The sequence below is a fragment of the Photobacterium sp. DNB22_13_2 genome (assembly GCF_052873915.1).
On sequence record NZ_JBNNXU010000013.1, the window covers coordinates 113,688 to 133,373 of the forward strand.

The 19,686-nt window shown below is 49.8% G+C and carries 14 protein-coding genes; 7 read left to right on the forward strand and 7 right to left on the reverse strand.

The genetic code is table 11. The features are described 5' to 3' along the window. The first annotated feature begins 171 nt into the window (after positions 1 to 171). Positions 172 to 1,599 carry a dihydrolipoyl dehydrogenase gene (gene lpdA, locus ACVA58_RS18325; protein WP_107350008.1) on the forward strand — a complete coding sequence of 476 codons (1,428 nt, stop codon included), beginning with the start codon at positions 172 to 174 and terminating at the stop codon, positions 1,597 to 1,599. A 134-nt stretch (positions 1,600 to 1,733) separates the two neighbouring features. On the opposite strand, the gene ACVA58_RS18330 is transcribed toward lpdA, so the two are convergent. The 3 genes from ACVA58_RS18330 to ACVA58_RS18340 form a co-directional block, all read right to left on the reverse strand. Next, positions 1,734 to 2,210, reverse strand: coding sequence for a hypothetical protein (locus ACVA58_RS18330; protein WP_446511809.1), 477 nt, complete (start codon positions 2,208 to 2,210; stop codon positions 1,734 to 1,736). Positions 2,211 to 2,271: 61 nt separating this feature from the next. Continuing rightward, entirely contained in the window at positions 2,272 to 4,338 is a 2,067-nt protein-coding gene (locus ACVA58_RS18335; RefSeq protein WP_446511810.1) for an LruC domain-containing protein, read from the reverse strand. Positions 4,339 to 4,622: 284 nt separating this feature from the next. Further along, the gene (locus tag ACVA58_RS18340) at positions 4,623 to 6,539 is read right to left on the reverse strand and encodes a methyl-accepting chemotaxis protein (RefSeq protein WP_446511811.1); all 1,917 of its coding nucleotides are present in this window, start codon (positions 6,537 to 6,539) and stop codon (positions 4,623 to 4,625) included. A 181-nt stretch (positions 6,540 to 6,720) separates the two neighbouring features. Here ACVA58_RS18340 and ACVA58_RS18345 point away from each other — a divergent pair, with 181 nt between their 5' ends. Both ACVA58_RS18345 and acnB read left to right on the forward strand, forming a co-directional pair. Beyond that, complete coding sequence (locus ACVA58_RS18345) at positions 6,721 to 8,913, forward strand: patatin-like phospholipase family protein (RefSeq protein ID WP_446511812.1); 2,193 nt, start codon at positions 6,721 to 6,723, stop codon at positions 8,911 to 8,913. 276 nt (positions 8,914 to 9,189) lie between these two features. Continuing rightward, positions 9,190 to 11,787: a bifunctional aconitate hydratase 2/2-methylisocitrate dehydratase gene (gene acnB, locus ACVA58_RS18350; protein WP_446511813.1), complete on the forward strand. Its 2,598-nt coding sequence runs from the start codon at positions 9,190 to 9,192 to the stop codon at positions 11,785 to 11,787. 88 nt (positions 11,788 to 11,875) lie between these two features. Here the strand turns inward: acnB and ACVA58_RS18355 are convergent, their stop codons facing one another. The 4 genes from ACVA58_RS18355 to ACVA58_RS18370 form a co-directional block, all read right to left on the reverse strand. Continuing rightward, the gene (locus tag ACVA58_RS18355) at positions 11,876 to 12,337 is read right to left on the reverse strand and encodes a DoxX family protein (RefSeq protein ID WP_446511814.1); all 462 of its coding nucleotides are present in this window, start codon (positions 12,335 to 12,337) and stop codon (positions 11,876 to 11,878) included. 193 nt (positions 12,338 to 12,530) lie between these two features. Next, on the reverse strand, positions 12,531 to 13,667 hold the full coding sequence (locus ACVA58_RS18360; RefSeq protein ID WP_446511815.1) for a glycerate kinase: 1,137 nt from the start codon (positions 13,665 to 13,667) through the stop codon (positions 12,531 to 12,533). A 12-nt stretch (positions 13,668 to 13,679) separates the two neighbouring features. Further along, entirely contained in the window at positions 13,680 to 14,945 is a 1,266-nt protein-coding gene (locus ACVA58_RS18365) for a GntP family permease (protein WP_446511816.1), read from the reverse strand. 158 nt (positions 14,946 to 15,103) lie between these two features. Then, on the reverse strand, positions 15,104 to 16,240 hold the full coding sequence (locus ACVA58_RS18370; RefSeq protein WP_446511817.1) for a sugar diacid recognition domain-containing protein: 1,137 nt from the start codon (positions 16,238 to 16,240) through the stop codon (positions 15,104 to 15,106). Positions 16,241 to 16,354: 114 nt separating this feature from the next. Between ACVA58_RS18370 and ACVA58_RS18375 the strand changes: the two genes are divergently transcribed. The 4 genes from ACVA58_RS18375 (at position 16,355) to ACVA58_RS18390 (ending at position 19,680) form a co-directional block, all read left to right on the forward strand. Further along, entirely contained in the window at positions 16,355 to 16,723 is a 369-nt protein-coding gene (locus tag ACVA58_RS18375; RefSeq protein ID WP_446511818.1) for a YacL family protein, read from the forward strand. Positions 16,724 to 16,904: 181 nt separating this feature from the next. Further along, positions 16,905 to 17,243: a P-II family nitrogen regulator gene (locus ACVA58_RS18380; protein ID WP_255040829.1), complete on the forward strand. Its 339-nt coding sequence runs from the start codon at positions 16,905 to 16,907 to the stop codon at positions 17,241 to 17,243. 25 nt (positions 17,244 to 17,268) lie between these two features. Next, entirely contained in the window at positions 17,269 to 18,498 is a 1,230-nt protein-coding gene (locus tag ACVA58_RS18385) for an ammonium transporter (RefSeq protein ID WP_446511819.1), read from the forward strand. A gap of 168 nt (positions 18,499 to 18,666) precedes the next feature. Then, positions 18,667 to 19,680 carry a Fe(3+) ABC transporter substrate-binding protein gene (locus ACVA58_RS18390; protein WP_446511820.1) on the forward strand — a complete coding sequence of 338 codons (1,014 nt, stop codon included), beginning with the start codon at positions 18,667 to 18,669 and terminating at the stop codon, positions 19,678 to 19,680. Positions 19,681 to 19,686: the final 6 nt, after the last annotated feature.

Sequence of the window (19,686 nt, forward strand, 5' to 3'; positions counted from 1 at the left end):
CCAACCTCCATGCCCGCAAAAGCGGGCATGGAAGTGTTGTGTAGCTCACAGGCTATGGCAATTTTCTTTTCAGTTTGTTAACACCTCTGTAAAATCGTTAGCCAGCTGAAACAAAAAGTAGAACACGAATACTTAGCCTGTTAGGGATAAAAGACTTACAACGAGGTCATGATGAGTAAAGAAATTAAAGCCCAGGTAGTGGTGTTGGGTTCAGGCCCTGCAGGTTACTCTGCGGCATTCCGTTGCGCCGACCTAGGCCTAGAAACGGTACTAATTGAAAAATACAGCACTCTAGGTGGTGTATGTCTGAACGTGGGTTGTATCCCATCTAAAGCGCTGCTTCATGTTGCGAAAGTGATCGAAGAAGCTAAAGCGATGGCCGACCACGGTATCGTTTTTGGTGAGCCGCAGACAGATATCTCTAAGATCCGTCTATGGAAAGAAAAAGTAATTACCCAGCTAACTGGCGGTCTTGGCGGTATGGCTAAGATGCGTAAAGTTAACGTAGTTAACGGCTACGGTAAATTTACTGGCCCTAACACTATCGTTGTTGAAGGCGAAGGTGGTGCTACTACTATTAATTTCGACAACGCTATCGTTGCGGCAGGTTCTCGTCCAATCGAGCTACCGTTTATCCCGCACGAAGACCCACGTATCTGGGACTCAACTGACGCACTTGAGCTGAAAGAAGTACCAGAGAAGCTACTTGTTATGGGTGGCGGTATCATCGGCCTGGAAATGGGTACGGTTTACCACGCACTGGGTTCTCAGGTTGACGTTGTTGAGATGTTTGACCAGGTTATCCCTGCCGCAGATAAAGACATCATCAAAGTCTTCACAAAACGCATCAAGAAGAAATTCAACCTGATGCTAGAGACGAAAGTAACGGCTGTTGAAGCGCGTGAAGATGGTATCTACGTGTCAATGGAAGGTAAGAAAGCACCTTCTGAAGCGGTACGTTATGACGCAGTTCTTGTTGCTATCGGCCGTGTACCTAACGGTAAGCTGATTGACGCAGAGAAAGCGGGTATCGAAGTTGACGAGCGCGGTTTCATCAACGTTGACAAGCAGATGCGTACTAACGTTGCTCACATCCATGCTATCGGTGACATCGTTGGCCAACCAATGCTTGCTCACAAAGGTGTGCATGAAGGTCATGTGGCCGCTGAAGTTATCTCTGGTAAGAAGCACTACTTCGATCCTAAAGTTATTCCTTCAATTGCCTACACTGAGCCAGAAGTTGCATGGGTTGGTAAGACGGAGAAAGAAGCAAAAGCTGAAGGTATCAACTACGAAGTTGCGACTTTCCCTTGGGCTGCTTCTGGTCGTGCAATCGCCTCTGACTGTGCTGATGGTATGACGAAGATGATCTTCGACAAAGACACGCACCGTGTGATCGGTGGTGCAATCGTTGGTACTAACGGTGGTGAGCTACTGGGCGAAATCGGTCTAGCGATCGAGATGGGCTGTGATGCGGAAGATATCGCATTGACTATCCACGCTCACCCAACGCTACACGAATCTGTTGGTCTGGCTGCAGAAGTATTCGAAGGTTCAATCACTGACCTTCCAAATGCCAAAGCGGTTAAGCGTAAGTAATTGCTACTTTGCTAACGACTATGAAAAAAGCGCCTTAGGGCGCTTTTTTGCGTTTAGGGGTAGGAAGAGCCGTTCCTTGAACCCAGAATCTAGCTCCTGCTCGTTTCTAGGCACCCCTTCGGAGGTTCTGGCTCTTATGGATACTGAAACCCCTCGCTGCTGTTCACCGCAAACACATCGGTGATCGGGAGAAGTGAGGTATCGCTAAACATGACGACCATCAACAATGATTGCTGTTGCTTGCCAATCGTCAGAGTTTGGCTAAGCAGGCCATCATCAATGACTTGCAACAGTAACTGTGAGTCAGGATCGGGAACCGGAGAGTTGTTATCGCCACTCCATTGCTGGTAAAAGCCGACATAAGCGCGTTGGTCGGTGAGAGACCGTAGGTCGATATTAACCTCGAGTTGTTGACTAGTGGTGAAATCATAGTCCGGTGCCACCTTGATACTCGCCATGGTCACTGTCTCGTCTTCGCTGGTATTGTCTTCGGAAGAAGAGGCTGGTGAGCTTGAATTCGCACTGTCATCACCGCCGCCTCCACCACCACAACCGGTCAGTCCCAAGGCCAATATCCAACTGCAAATTAAGAGCGTAAATTGTTTCATCATCAATTCCTCTGTTCTTCCAATTATTGCTATTCCAAGCTATTGCTCTTAGGGGGCCATGCTGTTATTCGAGGCCATAGAGGTGTTGGCTAACCCTTTTTGATTTAATAAACCAGTCGACATGTGCACCTGTTGTGGCGTAATCGAAAAACCGCGGGTAGGCCAATAACATATCGACTTGCTCTAGTGGGTGAGACCAAGTCTCTGTGACGATAAACCCCCATGGCAGGCCATTTTCGGTGCGGTATAGGCTGCCGATTCCGCTGTCACTGCGATCATCGTAGTTACCCATCAGCTCTAGGCTGGCATTGCCTAACTGGGTTGGCTCGTAGTCATCTAGATGGATCTCAAGCCCGCGCCCAACGGACGTACCATCGCCATGGTTGAAGCCATCGACCGCAAAGATGAACGGGTCATAAGGTGCAGCAGGTAAAGTCCAAGACTTCACTCCGGCGATGAGGGTCAAAGTGACAGAGAAGTTGAATTTCTCGACTTCTTGGCAATTTTCTCTTGTTCGGTGGAAACGGCAGCCTGACTGGGTATCTGCGCTGAGATCGTCTGAAATAATCAATACTGTATTGCCCTGGCCTGCCTCTAGTGGTGAATCGGCCACCAGTTCGCTATTACGGGTAAAGATAATATCGTTTTCATTGACTGAGCTGCGGCTTAATAGTGGTAGGTGGATGCCAAAGCCGTTTCGGTAATCGGCTCCCAGAGCTTGTAGGTTGCCGGATATCTTGATCTGGCGGGCATCATTGTTTTGATCGGTTTTAACCTCTACTTGATAGCGCATCACCACATCATTGAGATCGTAATCACCTTCACGTGGCCAGCTATCTTCAAACGCTGCGGTAAAGGGGCCGTAGCGTGATGTGTTTAGTTGGTCATTTTCCAGTGTTATAAGGTAATCTTCGACTTCACCATCGGGCGCCCCACCAAACGCGGGTAGGTTTTCTGCACTGCTGAGGCGGAATCTCGCCCAAGTCTCACCAGCAGTAACAAAATCAGGTACATTGACCACCAATGAGTTCATGCCTGCAGCCAGTGCCTGACCTGTACTGATTTGTTCATTGTTGTCACTAAAATCACCGTCTTTATTCCAGTCAATCCAGGCATTAAGGAAGCCGCCTGCCTTGTTGGCCGTAACGGTGATCATTGCTTGCTCGCCATTTTGTAACGGGGTAATGATGACGCCGTCCTCATCGTCGACTCCTGTTGCATCATCACTAGTGCCAACGACTGATTCACTGTCAGGTGCCACACCACCAAGATAGAGGGTGTTATTGCTTTGGTCGTGACGAGCGCCGTTATTGTCAACCGAGGTTTGGTAAGTGTCAGGTGCGTCGCCTAAATCAATCGCCTCTATGGCTACCGGGGCCGAGGCACATCTAACACCATCATTGAGGCCAGATTTCGGACCGGCAGCGAAGCGGGTGGCGGTGGGCACGACGTTACTAGGGTCAGAAATATCAATGGTAAAGATGATGCCGTCTTGGTTACGGCTGAAGTAGAACTGCCCGCTGGCTTCAAAATAGGCCGCGCCAAAGGTCCCGGTGACACCGGCATTACCTAAAACTGTCTTGCTACCGTCATTGGGGTTGATGCGGTACAGGTAGCCCCGCTTGTTATCAATGGCGTAAATGTTGCCATCATCAGGATGAAAAGCAAAATCCGTCAGCTTCATGCTTGAGTCACTGCCTTCAATCTTGATGCCCTTGAGGAAATTTGGGTCATTTTCATCGAGTGGGATTTTGTAAAGTCCCGAACGATAGAGGTAATAGGTGTTATTGGCGACATCACCGACATAAAAAGGCGAGTCGGGCAGACCTGTGACGGGTAGGTCGGTCGCTGTGAAGTCATTGCCGACTTTGACCACTTTTTTATTCGTGGTGTTGAAGGCATAAATAAAATTGTCGGCTTCATTGTAGCCTGCCGCATTGAGGTTGCCCTCTTGGCCAATATCCGTTTGCAGGGTTTGGTAGGCACCCGTTAGCAGGTTGACCCCGTAAATGTTGGTTTGAGAGTCCTGCATTAAAAAAGCAGTGTATGGGCAGGTATCAAAGGCTGCACTGTTGGCGTTGTGACTCAACAACAAAAAAGGCACTACCGAAAGTAAATTTTTTCTATCCATTGTTAAATTCCCCCCTTAGCTCATTAGCACTAATCAACTTTGATGCCATATTGTCAAGTATCTGTTTTATAATGTTTTTTATTAAGTGCGAGAGTGTGGGGATGTACTTTTTTGCAAATTATTGAAAGACTTATGAGCAGAGTTTTGTATCTTGCGAAGCATTATGTCGACGAGGTGAGAGTTTAAGGTGAGGGGGGAAGCGAAAAAAAGGAGAGCAAGCTGCTCTCCTTAAGATAAATGCTAATTGTTGCGGCTACTTATATCACTAAGCTTGGTTACCTTGGTTACAGCTTGAAGGTGCCGACCATGTCATCAAGGCGCTTGGAAAGATCGCGTAGCGCCTGGCTCGATTGGGCCAGTTGCGAAGCGGTATCGGCGGTGCGCTGGGTGGTTTCGTTGATATCTTCAATGTTGCAGTTGATATCGCTGACTACCGTAGATTGCTCCTCAGTCGCGGTTGCAACTTGGGTATTCATATCGGAAATCAGGCTAATGCGATCTGAAATCGACAGTAGGGCACCCGAGGCTTCGTCTGCCGCTGAGACACCGTCTGATGTAAGCTGGCGACTTTGGATCATGGCGTTGACCGCGTTACTGGCTTCTTCCTGCAGACGGTTGATCATCGCTTGTATTTCATCGGTGGAGTCAGCAGTGCGGCTGGCAAGGCTGCGTACTTCGTCGGCCACTACGGCAAAGCCGCGGCCTTGCTCCCCGGCACGAGCGGCTTCTATCGCGGCGTTTAGTGCCAGCAAATTGGTTTGCTCTGAAATACCGCGGATCACATCCAAGATACTGCCAATTGCCTGGGTGTTGCTGGCCAGTGATTCAATCACCTCGCTAACCTGAGTGACATCATTGGATAGCTGATTGATGGTATCGCGTGCTTGGGTGACTACCTGCTGGCCACTCTGGGTTTCGTTTTCGGCATTGTGCGCTGCATCGGCAGCCTGCGCCGCATTGCTGGCGATTTCATTAACGGTGGCGCCCATTTCATTGATAGCTGTTACTACCTGAAGGGTGCGGTCACGTTGACTATGACTGGTATCCAAGGTGATCTCGGCTTGTTGGGCGACCGACTCTGCGGCTTCGCGCAAACTGTTACCGGTTTCGGCTACTTCCTTAACCGAGTAATGGATCTTACCGATAAAGCTATTGAAGCCAGCCGACAGCTGGGCAATTTCATCTTTGCCAGTCACGTCAATTCGGTGGCGAAGATCGCCTTCGCCTTCACCCAGATCTTTGAACATCGCAGCTAGGCGGGAAATTGGCTGGGTGATGTTGGTGCCGAGCCAGATGGCTAGCATGACAAATACGCCGGCGATACCGGCTGTCCACAACATGATTTCTTGCCTCGCTTGGTTAAGCTCGGCAAAGGCCTCCTCAAGCGGCAACTGGGCAACTACATACCAGTTCATTGATGGGATATAGCTGGTGGCGACCAACACATCCTGACCGTTGATGGTTTGCTGGACGATATTAATGTCATCTTTTGCCATTAAGGTGGCCGCTGCTTGTGAGCCGTAGAGGTTGGCTAGCTTTTTGTTGCCCATCACACTGCGGTCACGGTGGATCTGAACCAATCCATCGCTATCGGCAAGGAACACAAAACCGGTTTGCTCCAATTGGAACTGGTTGATAAAGCGAACCATCTCACCGAGCGATTTAGATAGGCCGGCCATCCCTTTACCGTGCAACTGTTGGTAGTTGACGAACAATTTCACGTCGCCGTTTGTTTCACGGAAGACACTGAGTGAACGTGCTTGGCCGGATTGAGTAAAATCGTAAAACCAGCTATCTTGCTGCGGAGTCAGGCGGCGCAGAAAACCGTTCTGGTTCCAGTAATCACCACTGGTGCGATCAGCGATAGAGGCATCGAACAATTGGTACTGGTTTTTGATATCATTCAGGCGCTGGATTAATTTGGTTTCATCAGCTTGCGTTCTGCCATCATGATAGAGGCCGGTAACAAATCGGCTGGTCGCCAACTGCTCGGCAGCAGCCAGCATCAATGAGACTTCTTTGTCGATGTTATTACGAATTTGCAGTAGGGTAGCCGGGAGTTCCGACTGCATCAGCCGGTTCTCGACCACTTGCCTTGCTTGCTTTTGGCTAATCATACCGACCAGTAAGGTAGAGGCGAGAACCGCGAGGATCATCGCGAGGATCAGCTTTTGTTTGATTGTGAATTGGTTGAACTTCATAGTCTTTTATTGTTTTGTCTGAAGAAGTGAACGTGGTGTACGTTCACGGAATAAGTAACCCATGACTCAAGAACAGCCATTTGCGGCAACTCACAGCGTATTGTGTTATCTGCAATCTTGTTGCAGAACTTTAGTGCTAAGTATCACATTTTTATGCTTGCTAGGTGCAATTTTTTCCTCTGTGGCCTTTGCTCAGGAGCGACCGAAAATTGGTGTTGTACTGGGCGGTGGTGGTGCCAAGGGGGCAGCCCATATCGGGGTGCTCAAAGCATTGGAAGATCTGCAAATTCCGGTTGACTACATTGCTGGTACCAGTATGGGCGCCTATGTTGGCGGCTTGTATGCAACGGGGATGAGTGCCGATGAGATAGAAGCTCTTTTGACCAGTGTCGACTGGGAGCGTGGCTATCAAGACCGGGTAATGCGCGGCGATCGTCGGGTTAGGGAAAAGCAACAAGAAGACCGGTATCAAGTCACGAGTGAGCTGGGTTTTGGTTTTTGGGAGTTGAAAGTACCGAGGGGAATAGTCCAAGGCCAGACCATGGGGGCGATTCTGCGCTCGACCTCAGGCAATTTACCGGTCTTTGACAGCTTTGACCAGCTGGTGATCCCCTATCGCGCGGTCGCTACAGATATTGAGAACCTTGAGCCTGTGGTACTTGATAAAGGTGACTTGGCCGAGGTGATGCAGGCCAGTATGTCGATTCCTGGTTTGCTGCCGCCCAAAGAGCTCAAGGGCAAGCTGTTGGTTGATGGTGGGATCACCGATAACTTGCCGATTGAGGTGGTCCGCAACATGGGGGCGGATATTATTATTGCGGTTGATATTAGCAATGAATTCAAAAACCGTGATGAGCTGAATAATTACTTTGCCGTGATGGATCAGCTGACGGACTTTATGGTGCGGGATAACGCCGACCGTCAGATCGCTTTGTTGTCAGATAGCGATTTTCTCATTCGTCCCAATATCCGCGGCATTAAAACCGCAGACTTTGCCCGTATGCCATTGGCCTTTGAAAGTGGTTATGTCGAAGTGATGGCCATGGCTGATGAGTTAAACCACCTTGGCCGTAGCACGTGGTTCCAAGACTATGTTGATAACAAGCAGAAACGCCGACGCCAGTTGGTACCACTTGATGAGCAGGTGGTTGATGAGATACGACTGGAGAACAATAGTAGCTATGCCGATGATGTGCTGCTTGATCGCTTGCAACTTGAAGCCGGCAAGGTTATTAGTTCGGAAGAACTGGATGAGAGTGTTCGCAGTTTATATGCCCTAGATCGCTTCGAACGGGTCGATTATCGCATCGAGCAAATTGATGATGAGAATGTGATTTTGCTTAATGTGAGGGAAAAAAGCTGGGGGCCAAACTTCATCGACTTTCGCTTTGCCCTTGAAGATGATTTTGAAAATAGTACCGATTATTCCTTTGGTATGGCCTTTAATGTCACTGGGTTGAGCCGCGCGGGTGCAGAATGGCGCAGTGAACTGGAGTATGGTTCAGATAAGCGAATTATGACTGGTCTCTACCTGCCTTTTGTCAAAGATCACGACTGGTTTTCATTGATAACGGCTGAGTATAAAACTACCGATTACAATATTCCTTTATTTGGCGAAGAGCCTGCTTTAGAAGATATTGATGTATTCATTCCTGCAACCTATACCGATACTATTTTTGATGCCTCGTTTGGCTGGCAACCTCGGCTGTGGCAAGAGTTTCGGATAGGGATGCGCTATCTCAGTGGGGAAACGGAGGTCTTGGGCTTTCCAGACTTTGGAGTCGATAAGCGCAGGAGTCAAATTGGTTATATCCGTTACAGCCTAGATACCTTGGACGATTTTATGTTGCCAAAACAAGGTAACTTACTTGAATTCGAGCTAGCAGCATCGGATGACAAAAGTAATTTCCAAGGCCAGGAGTTCGATGATTTCTCTGTGCATTTTGACGTGAACTGGAAAGGAGCGGTGACCTATGGCGACCACACTTTTATGGGTAAGGCGGAATATGGTCGAGTAAGATCGGACTTTGATCTGCGGCTTGATCCTAAAGAGTTGGGCGGCTTCCTCAATTTGTCCGGAATCCCAAAAAACAGTTTGTCGGGCAATAACAAAATATTCACCGCTGCTATTTATCGCTATAACCTGACAGAGCAGGACTTTGGCTTGTTCAAGTCCTCGGTCTTCTTCGGTGGCTCGGTGGAATACGGCGGGGTCTATAATAATTCCGATCTTAGTTTCAAGGATGTACCACTCTATACGGCAGGCAGCCTATACACGGGGATCACCACGCCCGTTGGTCCGCTGATCTTGGCCTATGGCCGTACCGAGCAGTCAAACCATGCGTTTTATGTCTTCTTCGGCGGGGCGCTATAAAGGCAGGGCCTGAATATATAAGGCAAAACTCAATTGTGCTGAGATACAGGCCCTTACATTTTTTTGAAATTTGCGAATGTTGTAAAAAACGACTGGATTTTAATATTACGTTAAATCTGGTATGCTCGGTAAACGGTTTTGGTCTCCGTTGGCTGAAATAGTCACATTTCCTATGTAACAGAAGGAATAACACGGCCTTCAAGGATGCTAACGGCAGATCAATCACTTCCAAGGATGTTTGGCCATTGCGGCCAAACCTAAAATGAGGAATATGTCGTGCTTGAAGCCTACCGTAAACACGTCGAAGAACGTGCTGCAGAAGGAGTTGTTCCAAAGCCGCTCGATGCTGAGCAAGTTGCCGCTTTGGTTGAATTACTAAAGACCCCACCGGCAGGTGAGGAAGCCTTTCTGCTAGATCTGCTGGAAAATCGTATTCCCCCTGGTGTTGATGAAGCGGCCTACGTTAAGGCTGGTTTCCTTGCAGCACTGACCAAAGGCGAAGCGCAGTCCCCAATCGTCAGCAAGGAAAAAGCGGGCGAGTTATTGGGTACGATGCAAGGTGGTTACAACATCGAACCGCTGATCGCCCTGCTTGACGATGATGCCCTCGCCCCAATTGCGGTTAAGACGTTGTCTCATACTCTACTGATGTTCGATGCCTTCTATGACGTCGAAGAAAAAGCTAAAGCCGGTAATGCATTTGCCAAGCAAGTGATCCAATCCTGGGCGGATGCTGATTGGTTCCTATCCAAGCCTGAGCTGGCTGAAAAAATCACTCTTACCGTATTCAAAGTCACTGGCGAAACCAACACCGATGATCTTTCTCCGGCACCGGATGCATGGTCGCGCCCAGATATCCCGCTTCATGCCTTGGCGATGCTGAAGAGCGAGCGTGAAGGTATCGAACCTGAACAACCGGGTTCAATTGGCCCTATCAAGCAAATCGAAGCGTTGAAAGAGAAAGGTCACCAGCTTGTTTATGTCGGTGATGTTGTTGGTACGGGGTCTTCACGTAAATCGGCGACTAACTCGGTGCTGTGGTTCATGGGTGACGATATCCCTAATGTACCTAACAAGCGCGCAGGTGGTTATGTTCTTGGCGGCAAGATTGCCCCTATCTTTTTCAATACAATGGAAGATGCCGGTGCACTGCCGATCGAAGTGGATGTCACGGCGCTGAATATGGGTGATGTGATTGATGTCTTCCCATTCAAGGGTGAAGTTCGTCGTCACGGCAGTGACGATGTTGTATCGACTTTTGAGCTGAAAACCGACGTGCTGATTGATGAAGTGCGTGCTGGTGGTCGTATTCCTCTGATCATCGGCCGTGGCCTGACTGATCGTGCCCGTCAATCGCTGGGTCTACCATCTTCAGATGTGTTCCGTCGCCCAGTGGCGGTTGAAGATTCAGGTAAAGGTTACAGCTTAGCCCAGAAGATGGTGGGTAAAGCCTGTGGCGTTGAAGGGATCCGTCCAGGTACTTATTGTGAGCCGAAAATGACAACGGTAGGCTCGCAGGATACCACTGGCCCAATGACCCGTGATGAGCTAAAAGATTTAGCGTGTCTCGGTTTCTCGGCAGAATTAACCATGCAGTCGTTCTGTCATACCTCGGCCTATCCTAAGCCGATTGATGTGAACACCCACCATACCTTGCCTGATTTCATCATGAACCGCGGTGGCGTTTCGTTACGCCCGGGCGATGGTGTTATTCACTCATGGCTGAACCGTATGCTACTGCCTGATACCGTAGGTACCGGTGGTGATTCTCACACCCGTTTCCCTCTGGGTATTTCGTTCCCAGCTGGCTCTGGCCTTGTCGCATTTGCTGCTGCAACCGGTGTAATGCCGCTTGATATGCCAGAATCTATTTTGGTTCGCTTCAAGGGGGAGATGCAAGAAGGTATCACTCTGCGTGATTTGGTTCATGCGATCCCTTATTACGCGATCCAGCAAGGTCTGCTGACAGTAGAAAAAGCCGGTAAGATCAACGAATTCTCTGGTCGTGTACTGGAAATCGAAGGTGTTGAGCACTTAACTGTCGAGCAGGCATTTGAACTTTCTGATGCCTCTGCCGAGCGTAGTGCTGCGGGCTGTACGGTGAAGTTGTCGCAAGAGTCGATTGCTGAGTACTTGAGCTCTAACATCGTGATGCTCAAGTGGATGATTGCCGAAGGTTATGGCGACCGCCGTACTATCGAGCGCCGTGTTACAGCGATGGAAGAGTGGTTGGCAAACCCTGAGCTGATGGAAGCGGATAACGACGCCGAGTACGCGCATGTTATCGAAATCGACCTAGCAGATATCAACCAGCCTATCTTGTGTGCACCAAACGATCCGGATGATGCGCGCCTGCTGTCTGATGTGCAGGGGACTGCGATTGATGAAGTGTTTATCGGCTCGTGTATGACCAACATCGGCCATTTCCGTGCGGCAGGTAAACTGCTTGAGAAATTCGGTGGTCAACTTGATACCCGTCTGTGGGTCGCACCACCAACCAAGATGGATAAAGATCAGCTCACTGAAGAAGGCTACTACGGTATCTTTGGTCGTGCGGGTGTGCGTATCGAAACCCCTGGCTGTTCATTGTGTATGGGTAATCAGGCTCGTGTTGCAGATAAGGCAACGGTGATGTCGACCTCTACCCGTAACTTCCCGAACCGTTTGGGTACCGGTGCTAATGTCTACCTGTCTTCTGCTGAACTGGCAGCGGTCGGTGCTATTCTTGGCCGGATCCCAACCAAGGAAGAGTACCTCGAGTACGCCAAGCAGATTGATGCGACGGCAGCGGATACCTACCGCTACCTCAACTTCCACCGCATGGCACAGTACACCGAGAAAGCTGATGATGTGATCATCCAGCAACCGGCCTAAGGGTTAACTGGCTGATACTTGAAAATCAATAATAAAAAACGCCTCCTGATGGAGGCGTTTTTTTATGGTAGGCATCAAGAATAAAGGTTTAAACTGTTTTCTCTTTTGCTAGTGCTTTCGCTTTACGGCGCTTGTTCAGCCAGAAGCGCTCAAGGCCGATCCGACCGCCACCTTGAATCATCAGGGTGAGGTAAACCAGCGAGTAGATAAAGGCAAGCTCAGCTCCCGCCCAACCTTTTAGCATACCTACCGCGTAGGTTGCCGTACCCATAGTAAACAGCAATACCATTGCGCTAACACGGGTGAGTATACCCAGCATCAGAGCAATAGAGCCGAGTACTTCGGCAAGCATTGCCAACACCAGACTTGGGGTAGAGCCAATGCCGAATGGGTCGATAAAGGTGGGTGCCAGTTCACTGAAGTTCATGATCTTGCCGACGCCGTGGGTCAGCATCGCACCACCGATGGCCAATCGAAGCAACAGCAGTAACAGATCTTCGATACGGTGAGACCCGTTTCGACCGGATAGGAGAGCAAGTAGTTTGTCCATGACAGGATCCTTCGCGAGAAAAAGAGTAGCTTGCCCTATTAGACTACGGGTGAGATGACCATAATCTGAATGACACGGATCAATGTGTGGTTCTGTGAAGTAGCTAACACAGTTTGGGTTGGTGTTTTTGTGCTGCAGATAACAAAAGAGGCGGCCATAGCCACCTCTCGTTATCGTTGGTAAAGCGCCGAAGTTAGCGTTTGCCCACTGTCAGCATAGCGGCCACGTTGCGAGCGGTCATCTGGACATTGAATGCCGCCTCATCCATGGCCGTTTGAAGCTCCATGGCGCGAGGTGTTACGCTAAAGACCGCATCGATACCGTGGTCGTAAACCGCGTCGCAATCGTCGGCCAGACAACCAGCTATACCGATCACTGGGATATGGAAGCGCTTGGCGGTACGGGCAACACCGATTGGCGTTTTGCCGTGAATTGTCTGGCTGTCGATACGGCCTTCACCGGTGATCACCAAATCGGCATCCGCACACACATCCAGTAGATTTACCGCATCCATCACAATGTCGATACCTGGACGCAGACTCGCATCCAACAGGCCAAGTAGGGCGGCGCCAAGGCCTCCGGCAGCACCGGCACCAGCCATGTTTTTCACATCACGGCCTAGCTGGGCTTTGATAATGTCGGCGTAGTGGGCCAGATTCGCATCAAGTTGCTCGACCATTTCCGGTGTTGCGCCCTTTTGTGGGCCGAAGATATGCGATGCGCCTTTCGGGCCACAGAGCGGGTTGTCGACATCACAGGCGACTTCCAATTTTACGGTCGCCAGGCGAGGGTCAAGGTTGGTTTTATCTATGGTGGCTATACGGGCCAGTTCAGCGCCACCAAAACCAATCTCTTCACCGTTATCGTCCAGCAGGCGAATACCCAACGCCTGCGCCATACCGATACCGCCGTCATTGGTGGCACTGCCACCGATGCCAACGATGATGTGTTCGACGCCGTTGTCCAGCGCGGCTTTTATCAGCTCACCGGTACCGAAGGTCGTTGTTTTCAGCGGGTTGCGCAACTCAGGCGCGACCAGGTGCAGGCCAGATGCTGCTGCCATTTCGATGATTGCTGTACGACCATCGCCCATCACACCATAGAAACCGTCTACCTGCTCGCCCAGAGGGCCTGTCACTGATTGCTCGATGATAGAGCCGTTCGTTGCATCAACCAGAGACTGAACGGTGCCTTCGCCACCGTCAGCCATTGGCAATTTGTGGTATTCGGCTTCCGGTAGGACTTGGCGGAAACCCGCTTCGATAGCCGTTGCCACTTCCATGGCCGTCAAACTTTCTTTATATGAATCTGGGGCAATAATAATTTTCATGGCTATAAATCCTTAAACGAAGAAACCGAAAACACCAAAAATGAGGGTAGAGACGACGGCAATCATCAGGCCGACAGCTGATTCGTAAGGGATCAGCTTGAGGCGCTCTTTGATGTCCATATGAACAGCGCCACCTGTGGCATGGAAGAAGCTGCCGTGTGGCATGTGGTCCATAACGGTAGCACCGGCGTGGATCATCGCGGCACCGGCTAGTGCGGGTACGCCCAGCTCAAGGATGGTGTGGCTAAATACACTAGAAGCAACCGCCGTACCGGCTGTCGTTGACGCTGTTGCCAGTGCCATCATCGAACCTGAGATAGGTGCTAGCAGGTAAGATGGCAGGCCAGAGGCCGTAAGTAGATCAATCAGACCATCTTTCAGGCCCGAGTTGGCAATGATGCCAGCCAGTGTACCGGTACCCAGAAGCATGACGGCAACCGGTGCCATACGGCTCAGGCCGGACACGGCAAAGTGGTTGGTATCACGGAAGCGGCCCATGACAACAGCACCCGCCAAGCCACCCAGCGGAAGAGCGATCAGTGGGTCAACATTGATCCCGGCAATTGGGCGCAGAGCCAGCAGGGCAATAGCGATAAGTGGAGCTACAATAGCGGCACCGAATTTCGGTAGGCGGCTGTGATCGACGGCGACGACTTCGTGCTCGGCGACTTTGCTTCCGCGATTAACCAGTTTTTTGGCAATGAAGTAAGCGAAAGCCATACCGCACAGGCCTGGGATCACGCCAGCCGCCATTACTGAGGTCAGCGGGACATTGAAGGCATCGGCTGCGGCAATCGCATTGGGGTTTGGCGACATGATGTTACCAGCCTTACCGCCACCGATCATGGCCAGCAAGATAGCCATTTTTGATAGATCGGCACGGCGCGCAATCGCCAGTGCAATTGGAGCTACGGTGATAACCGCGACGTCAACGAATACGCCGACGGCTGTCAGAATCATAGTAGCGACGGCCAGTGCCAGCAAGGCACGGGTCTCGCCGACTTTTTTGACGATGGTTTCAGCAATGGAGGTTGCAGCACCGGACTCAATCAATACACCAGCAAGGACACCAGCAGCCAAGATCCGCAGTACTGCTGTGACAATGCCCTGGGCACCACCGATCATCAGGTTAACGGTATCGGTCAGTGATACACCACCGACAATACCACCGACAAGGGCACCGATGATCATGCCGTAAGCGGGTGGGACTTTTTTCAGGATCAGGCTAATGGCCACTACCAGCGCAGCTAGAGCGCCAAGTGTTGATACTTCTACCATGTTCTATTCCACGTCAAAATTAAAAATAAAAAAAGAAAATTCCTAACTGCGGTGGAATGTACTCAGGCTAGCGGCTTTTGGCTTTAGGCGAGGTGACGAAAAATCATCACCCCCAGATTTGAATTTTTGTGCAAGTGCACAGTTTGTTTTTTTTTGAACTAGCAGGAGAGGGCGAGATATAACCGAGTTTTGTCTGATAAGTTGTTGAAATTAATATGTGTTATTTGCTCGATGCGATCGAGTCGATAACGCAGGGTATTGCGGTGAATATGGAGCATTTCGCACGTTTGAGCTAAATCACAATTCTGAGCAAAAAATACCTTCAGGGTCTTGAGCAGGGTGCCTTTGGGATCATTGGCCTTGAGAGCGTCGAGCGGTTTGACCAATTGCTCGTAGCGCCAAGGGTCGTCTTTGAGCCCACTGAGCAATACTGGCAGCAGGTGATCTTGGTAGAACAATACATCCCCGCCGCTTTTACCAGCATTGAGGGTTGCTTGGGCCGTTTGGAACGAACGTGATAACCCCGGCAGGCCGGGAAAGTAGTCGCCAAGGGCGATCTGAATAGAGAAGTGGCTTTCTTTAGCAACTCGGCGCATCAACTTATCGATCCGCTTTTGCTCGATTGCCCGTGACCAGCCGGCATCTTCTAACGTAATAGGCTTGAGCACCACAATCTCATTGAGTGACACTGAATGGATCCCAACTAAATTATCACGCTCAGGGTATTCAAGCAGGTGTACCATTTTTTGCAGGTGCTCGAGTGACAGTGATTCGCCTTCTGCAGGGAGTACTTTGACCAAGGCGGCAATACGCGGCTGGGCCAGATCCAAATCGAGCTTTTGGGCAATGGAGAGCAACTGGGCATCATTGAGTTCGGTGTCTTTGATTAATTGCAGCACCAATTCCTCGCGGTGGCGCTTGTTCCATTGCACCTGCGACATCAAGGCTTCTTGCTCGACGATCAGCTCGGCGGTCATCTTGACCAGTTCGCCATAATTGCGCACTTGATCCGGTGTACCAGAGACACCTACCACACCTATAATTTGGTCGCGGAAGACGATTGGTAGGTTAATACCGGGTTTAACCCCTTTGAGCTGCAATGCGGTACCGGGATCAATTTCTACTACCCGGTTGTCTGTGATAGCAAGCACTGCGCCTTCATGACGTTGGTTGAGACGGCTAGGATCGCCGGAGCCGATGATCCGGCCATATTCATCCATCACATTGACCGAGTGGTGGATGATTTTCATCGTCCGTTCGACGATTTGCCGGGCAATGGTCGCATTGAGTTGCATTTCTGTGTCAGATCCTGAAAATGTGCGCTCTTGCGCGAAGTGTCGGGAGTATGAGCCCACTGCGATCAAGTTTACCACCAACTTAAAATCACTGACATCACACAGAGGATAGCTATGGATTACGAATTTAAGAAAAATACCCTGGACGGTAGCTATCATGCAGTTTTCTCTATGGGCCATGAAGCCCTTGGCCGCTGGTTGATTGAAGAGGTTGGCAAGGACTTTGCCAAGATGGAGTCGGTGATGTCCCAGCTTGGTGCACTGAAAAACAGCACCCAAGAATGGCGCATTATCGGCGACGAACTGACCCTGACTTTGCAGGACAATGAGGCAATTGTTCAAGCTAACTATATGTTTTCAGAAGATGACACTGAGCTTGAAGATAATATGGACTTCTATGATGAAGAGGCCGTGGCAGTATGCGGATTTGAAGACTTTGCACTGGTTTTGACGGCATGGCGCGAATTCGTTACCCGTTTTTGACCCGCAACGCCCCAATTGCTTCATTTCGGTGAAAAGGCTGCACTATTTAGGTGCAGCCTTTTTTGTATCAGAATCACGTTTTTATTTAAGCTCTTGAAATTAAAGCGTTAAAAAAGTTGGCACGTTGCTTGTTTATTATTGAACTGTGATTGAGAAGGAATTCCGTTTTGAGGAGCAGGCAATGAAAGTGATCAACGCAATAATCAAACCATTTAAGTTGGACGATGTACGTGAAGCGCTAGCAGATGTTGGGGTTGAGGGAATGACAGTTTCCGAGGTGAAGGGATTCGGTCGCCAGAAAGGCCATACCGAGTTGTACCGTGGAGCGGAATACCAGGTGGATTTCCTGCCTAAAGTGAAACTGGAGATCGCTACTCAAGCCGAAAACCTAGAAGCCATTATCGATGCTATTTCTAAGGCTGCGCAAACCGGCAAGATTGGTGACGGCAAGATTTTTGTCTATGACCTAGACCATGCAGTACGTATCCGTACCGGTGAAACAGATTTAGAAGCCTTATAAGAATTAAGAGTAGGGGACGAAGATTATGGAACTAGCAACGACTGTAACTGAGCTGCGTTATGCACTCGATACTTTTTACTTTTTGATTTCTGGTGCGCTGGTCATGTGGATGGCCGCGGGCTTTGCCATGCTGGAAGCCGGCTTGGTGCGCTCTAAGAACACCACTGAAATTCTAACCAAAAATTTCTGCTTGTATGCCATCGCTTGTACTATGTACCTGATTGTCGGCTACAACATCATGTATGTCGATAACGGTGAAGGAGGCTGGATCCCTTCAATTGGTGCCTTGATTGGCACGCAGGCCGAGGGGGCCGATCACTCACTGGAATCTGATTTCTTCTTCCAGGTGGTATTTGTGGCAACGGCGATGTCTGTTGTTTCCGGCGCGGTTGCCGAGCGTATGAAGCTGTGGTCATTCCTCATTTTCTCTGTCATTTTGACTGGTTTCATCTATCCACTGGAAGGGTACTGGACTTGGGGCGGCGGCTTCTTGTCTGAAGCGGGCTTCAGCGACTTTGCTGGCTCAGGTATCGTCCACATGGCCGGTGCAGCTGCTGCTTTGGCGGGTGTCATGCTACTGGGTGCCCGTAAGGGGAAATATGGCAAGAACGGCTCTATTCACCCAATTCCGGGTTCAAACATGCCGTTGGCGACTCTGGGTACCTTCATTCTGTGGCTGGGCTGGTTTGGCTTCAACGGTGGTTCGCAGCTGATGGTGTCTGACTTTGAAAATGCCACGGCTGTTGGCCAGATCTTCCTGAACACTAACGCTGCCGCAGCAGCAGGTGCCATCGCTGCACTGGCTGTGTGTAAGACGACATGGGGCAAGGCTGACTTGACCATGATCCTTAACGGTGCACTGGCTGGCTTGGTCGCGATTACCGCAGATCCACTATCTCCATCACCAATGGCTTCAGTCATTATCGGTGTGGTCGCTGGTGCGCTAGTGGTGTTTAGCATTATTGGCTTGGACAAGATCAAGATTGATGATCCAGTTGGTGCTATCTCGGTTCACGGTGTGTGTGGTTTCCTTGGCTTGATGGTTGTACCGTTCAGCAATGCTGATGCGACCTTTGGTGCACAGCTGCTAGGGGCTGCCGTTATCTTTGGCTGGGTCTTTGCTGCAAGCTTGGCGGTATGGGCGGTATTGAAGTACACCGTTGGTATCCGAGTGACCGAAGAAGAAGAGCTGGCGGGTATGGATCTACACGATTGTGGTATCGATGCTTACCCAGAGTTCGTCAGTGTGAAATAAGTAACATATATTTAGTTCACAACTTTAAAAAAAACGCTGCCAATTGGCAGCGTTTTTTTGTTTGTGAATGTTACAAGCCATTGCTTTAAACATAAGCTACATTATAATCACACGTCATTGAGAAGTATTATCATTACATTTTGCGTTTACTTTAAGGGAAGGATCACAATGAAAAAGCTGTTGGCATCGGCAATTCTATTGGGCTTGGCGGCTCCACAAGCGGCTATCGCGGCTGAAGAAGTGAATGTTTACTCTTACCGCCAACCATTTTTGGTTGAGCCTATGTTCAAAGAGTTTACCGCTGAAACCGGTATTAAAGTAAACGTAAAGTTTGCAAAAGAAGGCTTGGCAGAAAAGCTACAGCAAGAAGGCCAGTACAGCCCTGCAGACGTAGTTCTGACAACAGATATCAGCCGTTTGGTTGAGCTTTCAGACAAAGAGCTGGTACAAGCTGTTGATAGCAAAGTGATTGATGGCAATGTACCAACACAGTTTCGCGACAACGAAGACGAGTGGTTTGCCCTGACGCTACGTACTCGTAACGTGTACTCATCGCGTGACCGTGTTGGTCGCCTACCTGCAGACTTTGATTACACCGATCTTGCCAACCCAGAGTGGAAAGGCAAAATCTGTACTCGCTCTGGTAAGCACCCTTACAACATCTCTCTGGTTTCTTCGATGATTGCCCACTACGGTGAAGCAGAAACCAAAGAGTGGTTAGAAGGTTATAAAGCAAACCTAGCCCGTAAGCCGCAGGGTAATGACCGTGCGCAAGTTAAAGCGGTGAAAGAAGGTCTGTGTGATCTGGCCGTTGGTAACAGCTACTACCTTGGCAAGATGGTAAATGATGAGAAGCAGAAGTCTTGGGCTGAAGCGGTATACATCAACTTCCCAGGTCAGGAGAGCAACGGTACTCACGTTAACGTAAGTGGTATGGCAATGGCGAAATACGCGCCTAACCAGGAAAACGCCCAGAAACTGATGGAATTCCTAACGGGTGATAAAGCACAGCAGATGTACGCTGAAGTGAACTACGAATACCCGGTGAAAGAAGGCGTTAAGCGTTCTGAACTAGTAGCATCTTGGGGTGACTTCAAGGCTGATGATGTTTCTCTGGATAAAGTTGCCGAGTACCACAGCACAGCAATCAAACTGCTAGACGAAGTGAAGTTTGATCTGTAATTGGTT

Bases quoted from the DNA above. Each gene is read 5' to 3' on its own strand.
- lpdA (WP_107350008.1), top strand. From the start codon at position 172: ATGAGTAAAGAAATTAAAGCCCAGGTAGTGGTGTTGGGTTCAGGCCCT.
- ACVA58_RS18330 (WP_446511809.1), bottom strand. From the start codon at position 2,210: ATGATGAAACAATTTACGCTCTTAATTTGCAGTTGGATATTGGCCTTG.
- ACVA58_RS18335 (WP_446511810.1), bottom strand. From the start codon at position 4,338: ATGGATAGAAAAAATTTACTTTCGGTAGTGCCTTTTTTGTTGTTGAGT.
- ACVA58_RS18340 (WP_446511811.1), bottom strand. From the start codon at position 6,539: ATGAAGTTCAACCAATTCACAATCAAACAAAAGCTGATCCTCGCGATG.
- ACVA58_RS18355 (WP_446511814.1), bottom strand. From the start codon at position 12,337: ATGGACAAACTACTTGCTCTCCTATCCGGTCGAAACGGGTCTCACCGT.
- ACVA58_RS18360 (WP_446511815.1), bottom strand. From the start codon at position 13,667: ATGAAAATTATTATTGCCCCAGATTCATATAAAGAAAGTTTGACGGCC.
- ACVA58_RS18365 (WP_446511816.1), bottom strand. From the start codon at position 14,945: ATGGTAGAAGTATCAACACTTGGCGCTCTAGCTGCGCTGGTAGTGGCC.
- ACVA58_RS18370 (WP_446511817.1), bottom strand. From the start codon at position 16,240: ATGCAACTCAATGCGACCATTGCCCGGCAAATCGTCGAACGGACGATG.
- ACVA58_RS18375 (WP_446511818.1), top strand. From the start codon at position 16,355: ATGGATTACGAATTTAAGAAAAATACCCTGGACGGTAGCTATCATGCA.
- ACVA58_RS18380 (WP_255040829.1), top strand. From the start codon at position 16,905: ATGAAAGTGATCAACGCAATAATCAAACCATTTAAGTTGGACGATGTA.
- ACVA58_RS18385 (WP_446511819.1), top strand. From the start codon at position 17,269: ATGGAACTAGCAACGACTGTAACTGAGCTGCGTTATGCACTCGATACT.
- ACVA58_RS18390 (WP_446511820.1), top strand. From the start codon at position 18,667: ATGAAAAAGCTGTTGGCATCGGCAATTCTATTGGGCTTGGCGGCTCCA.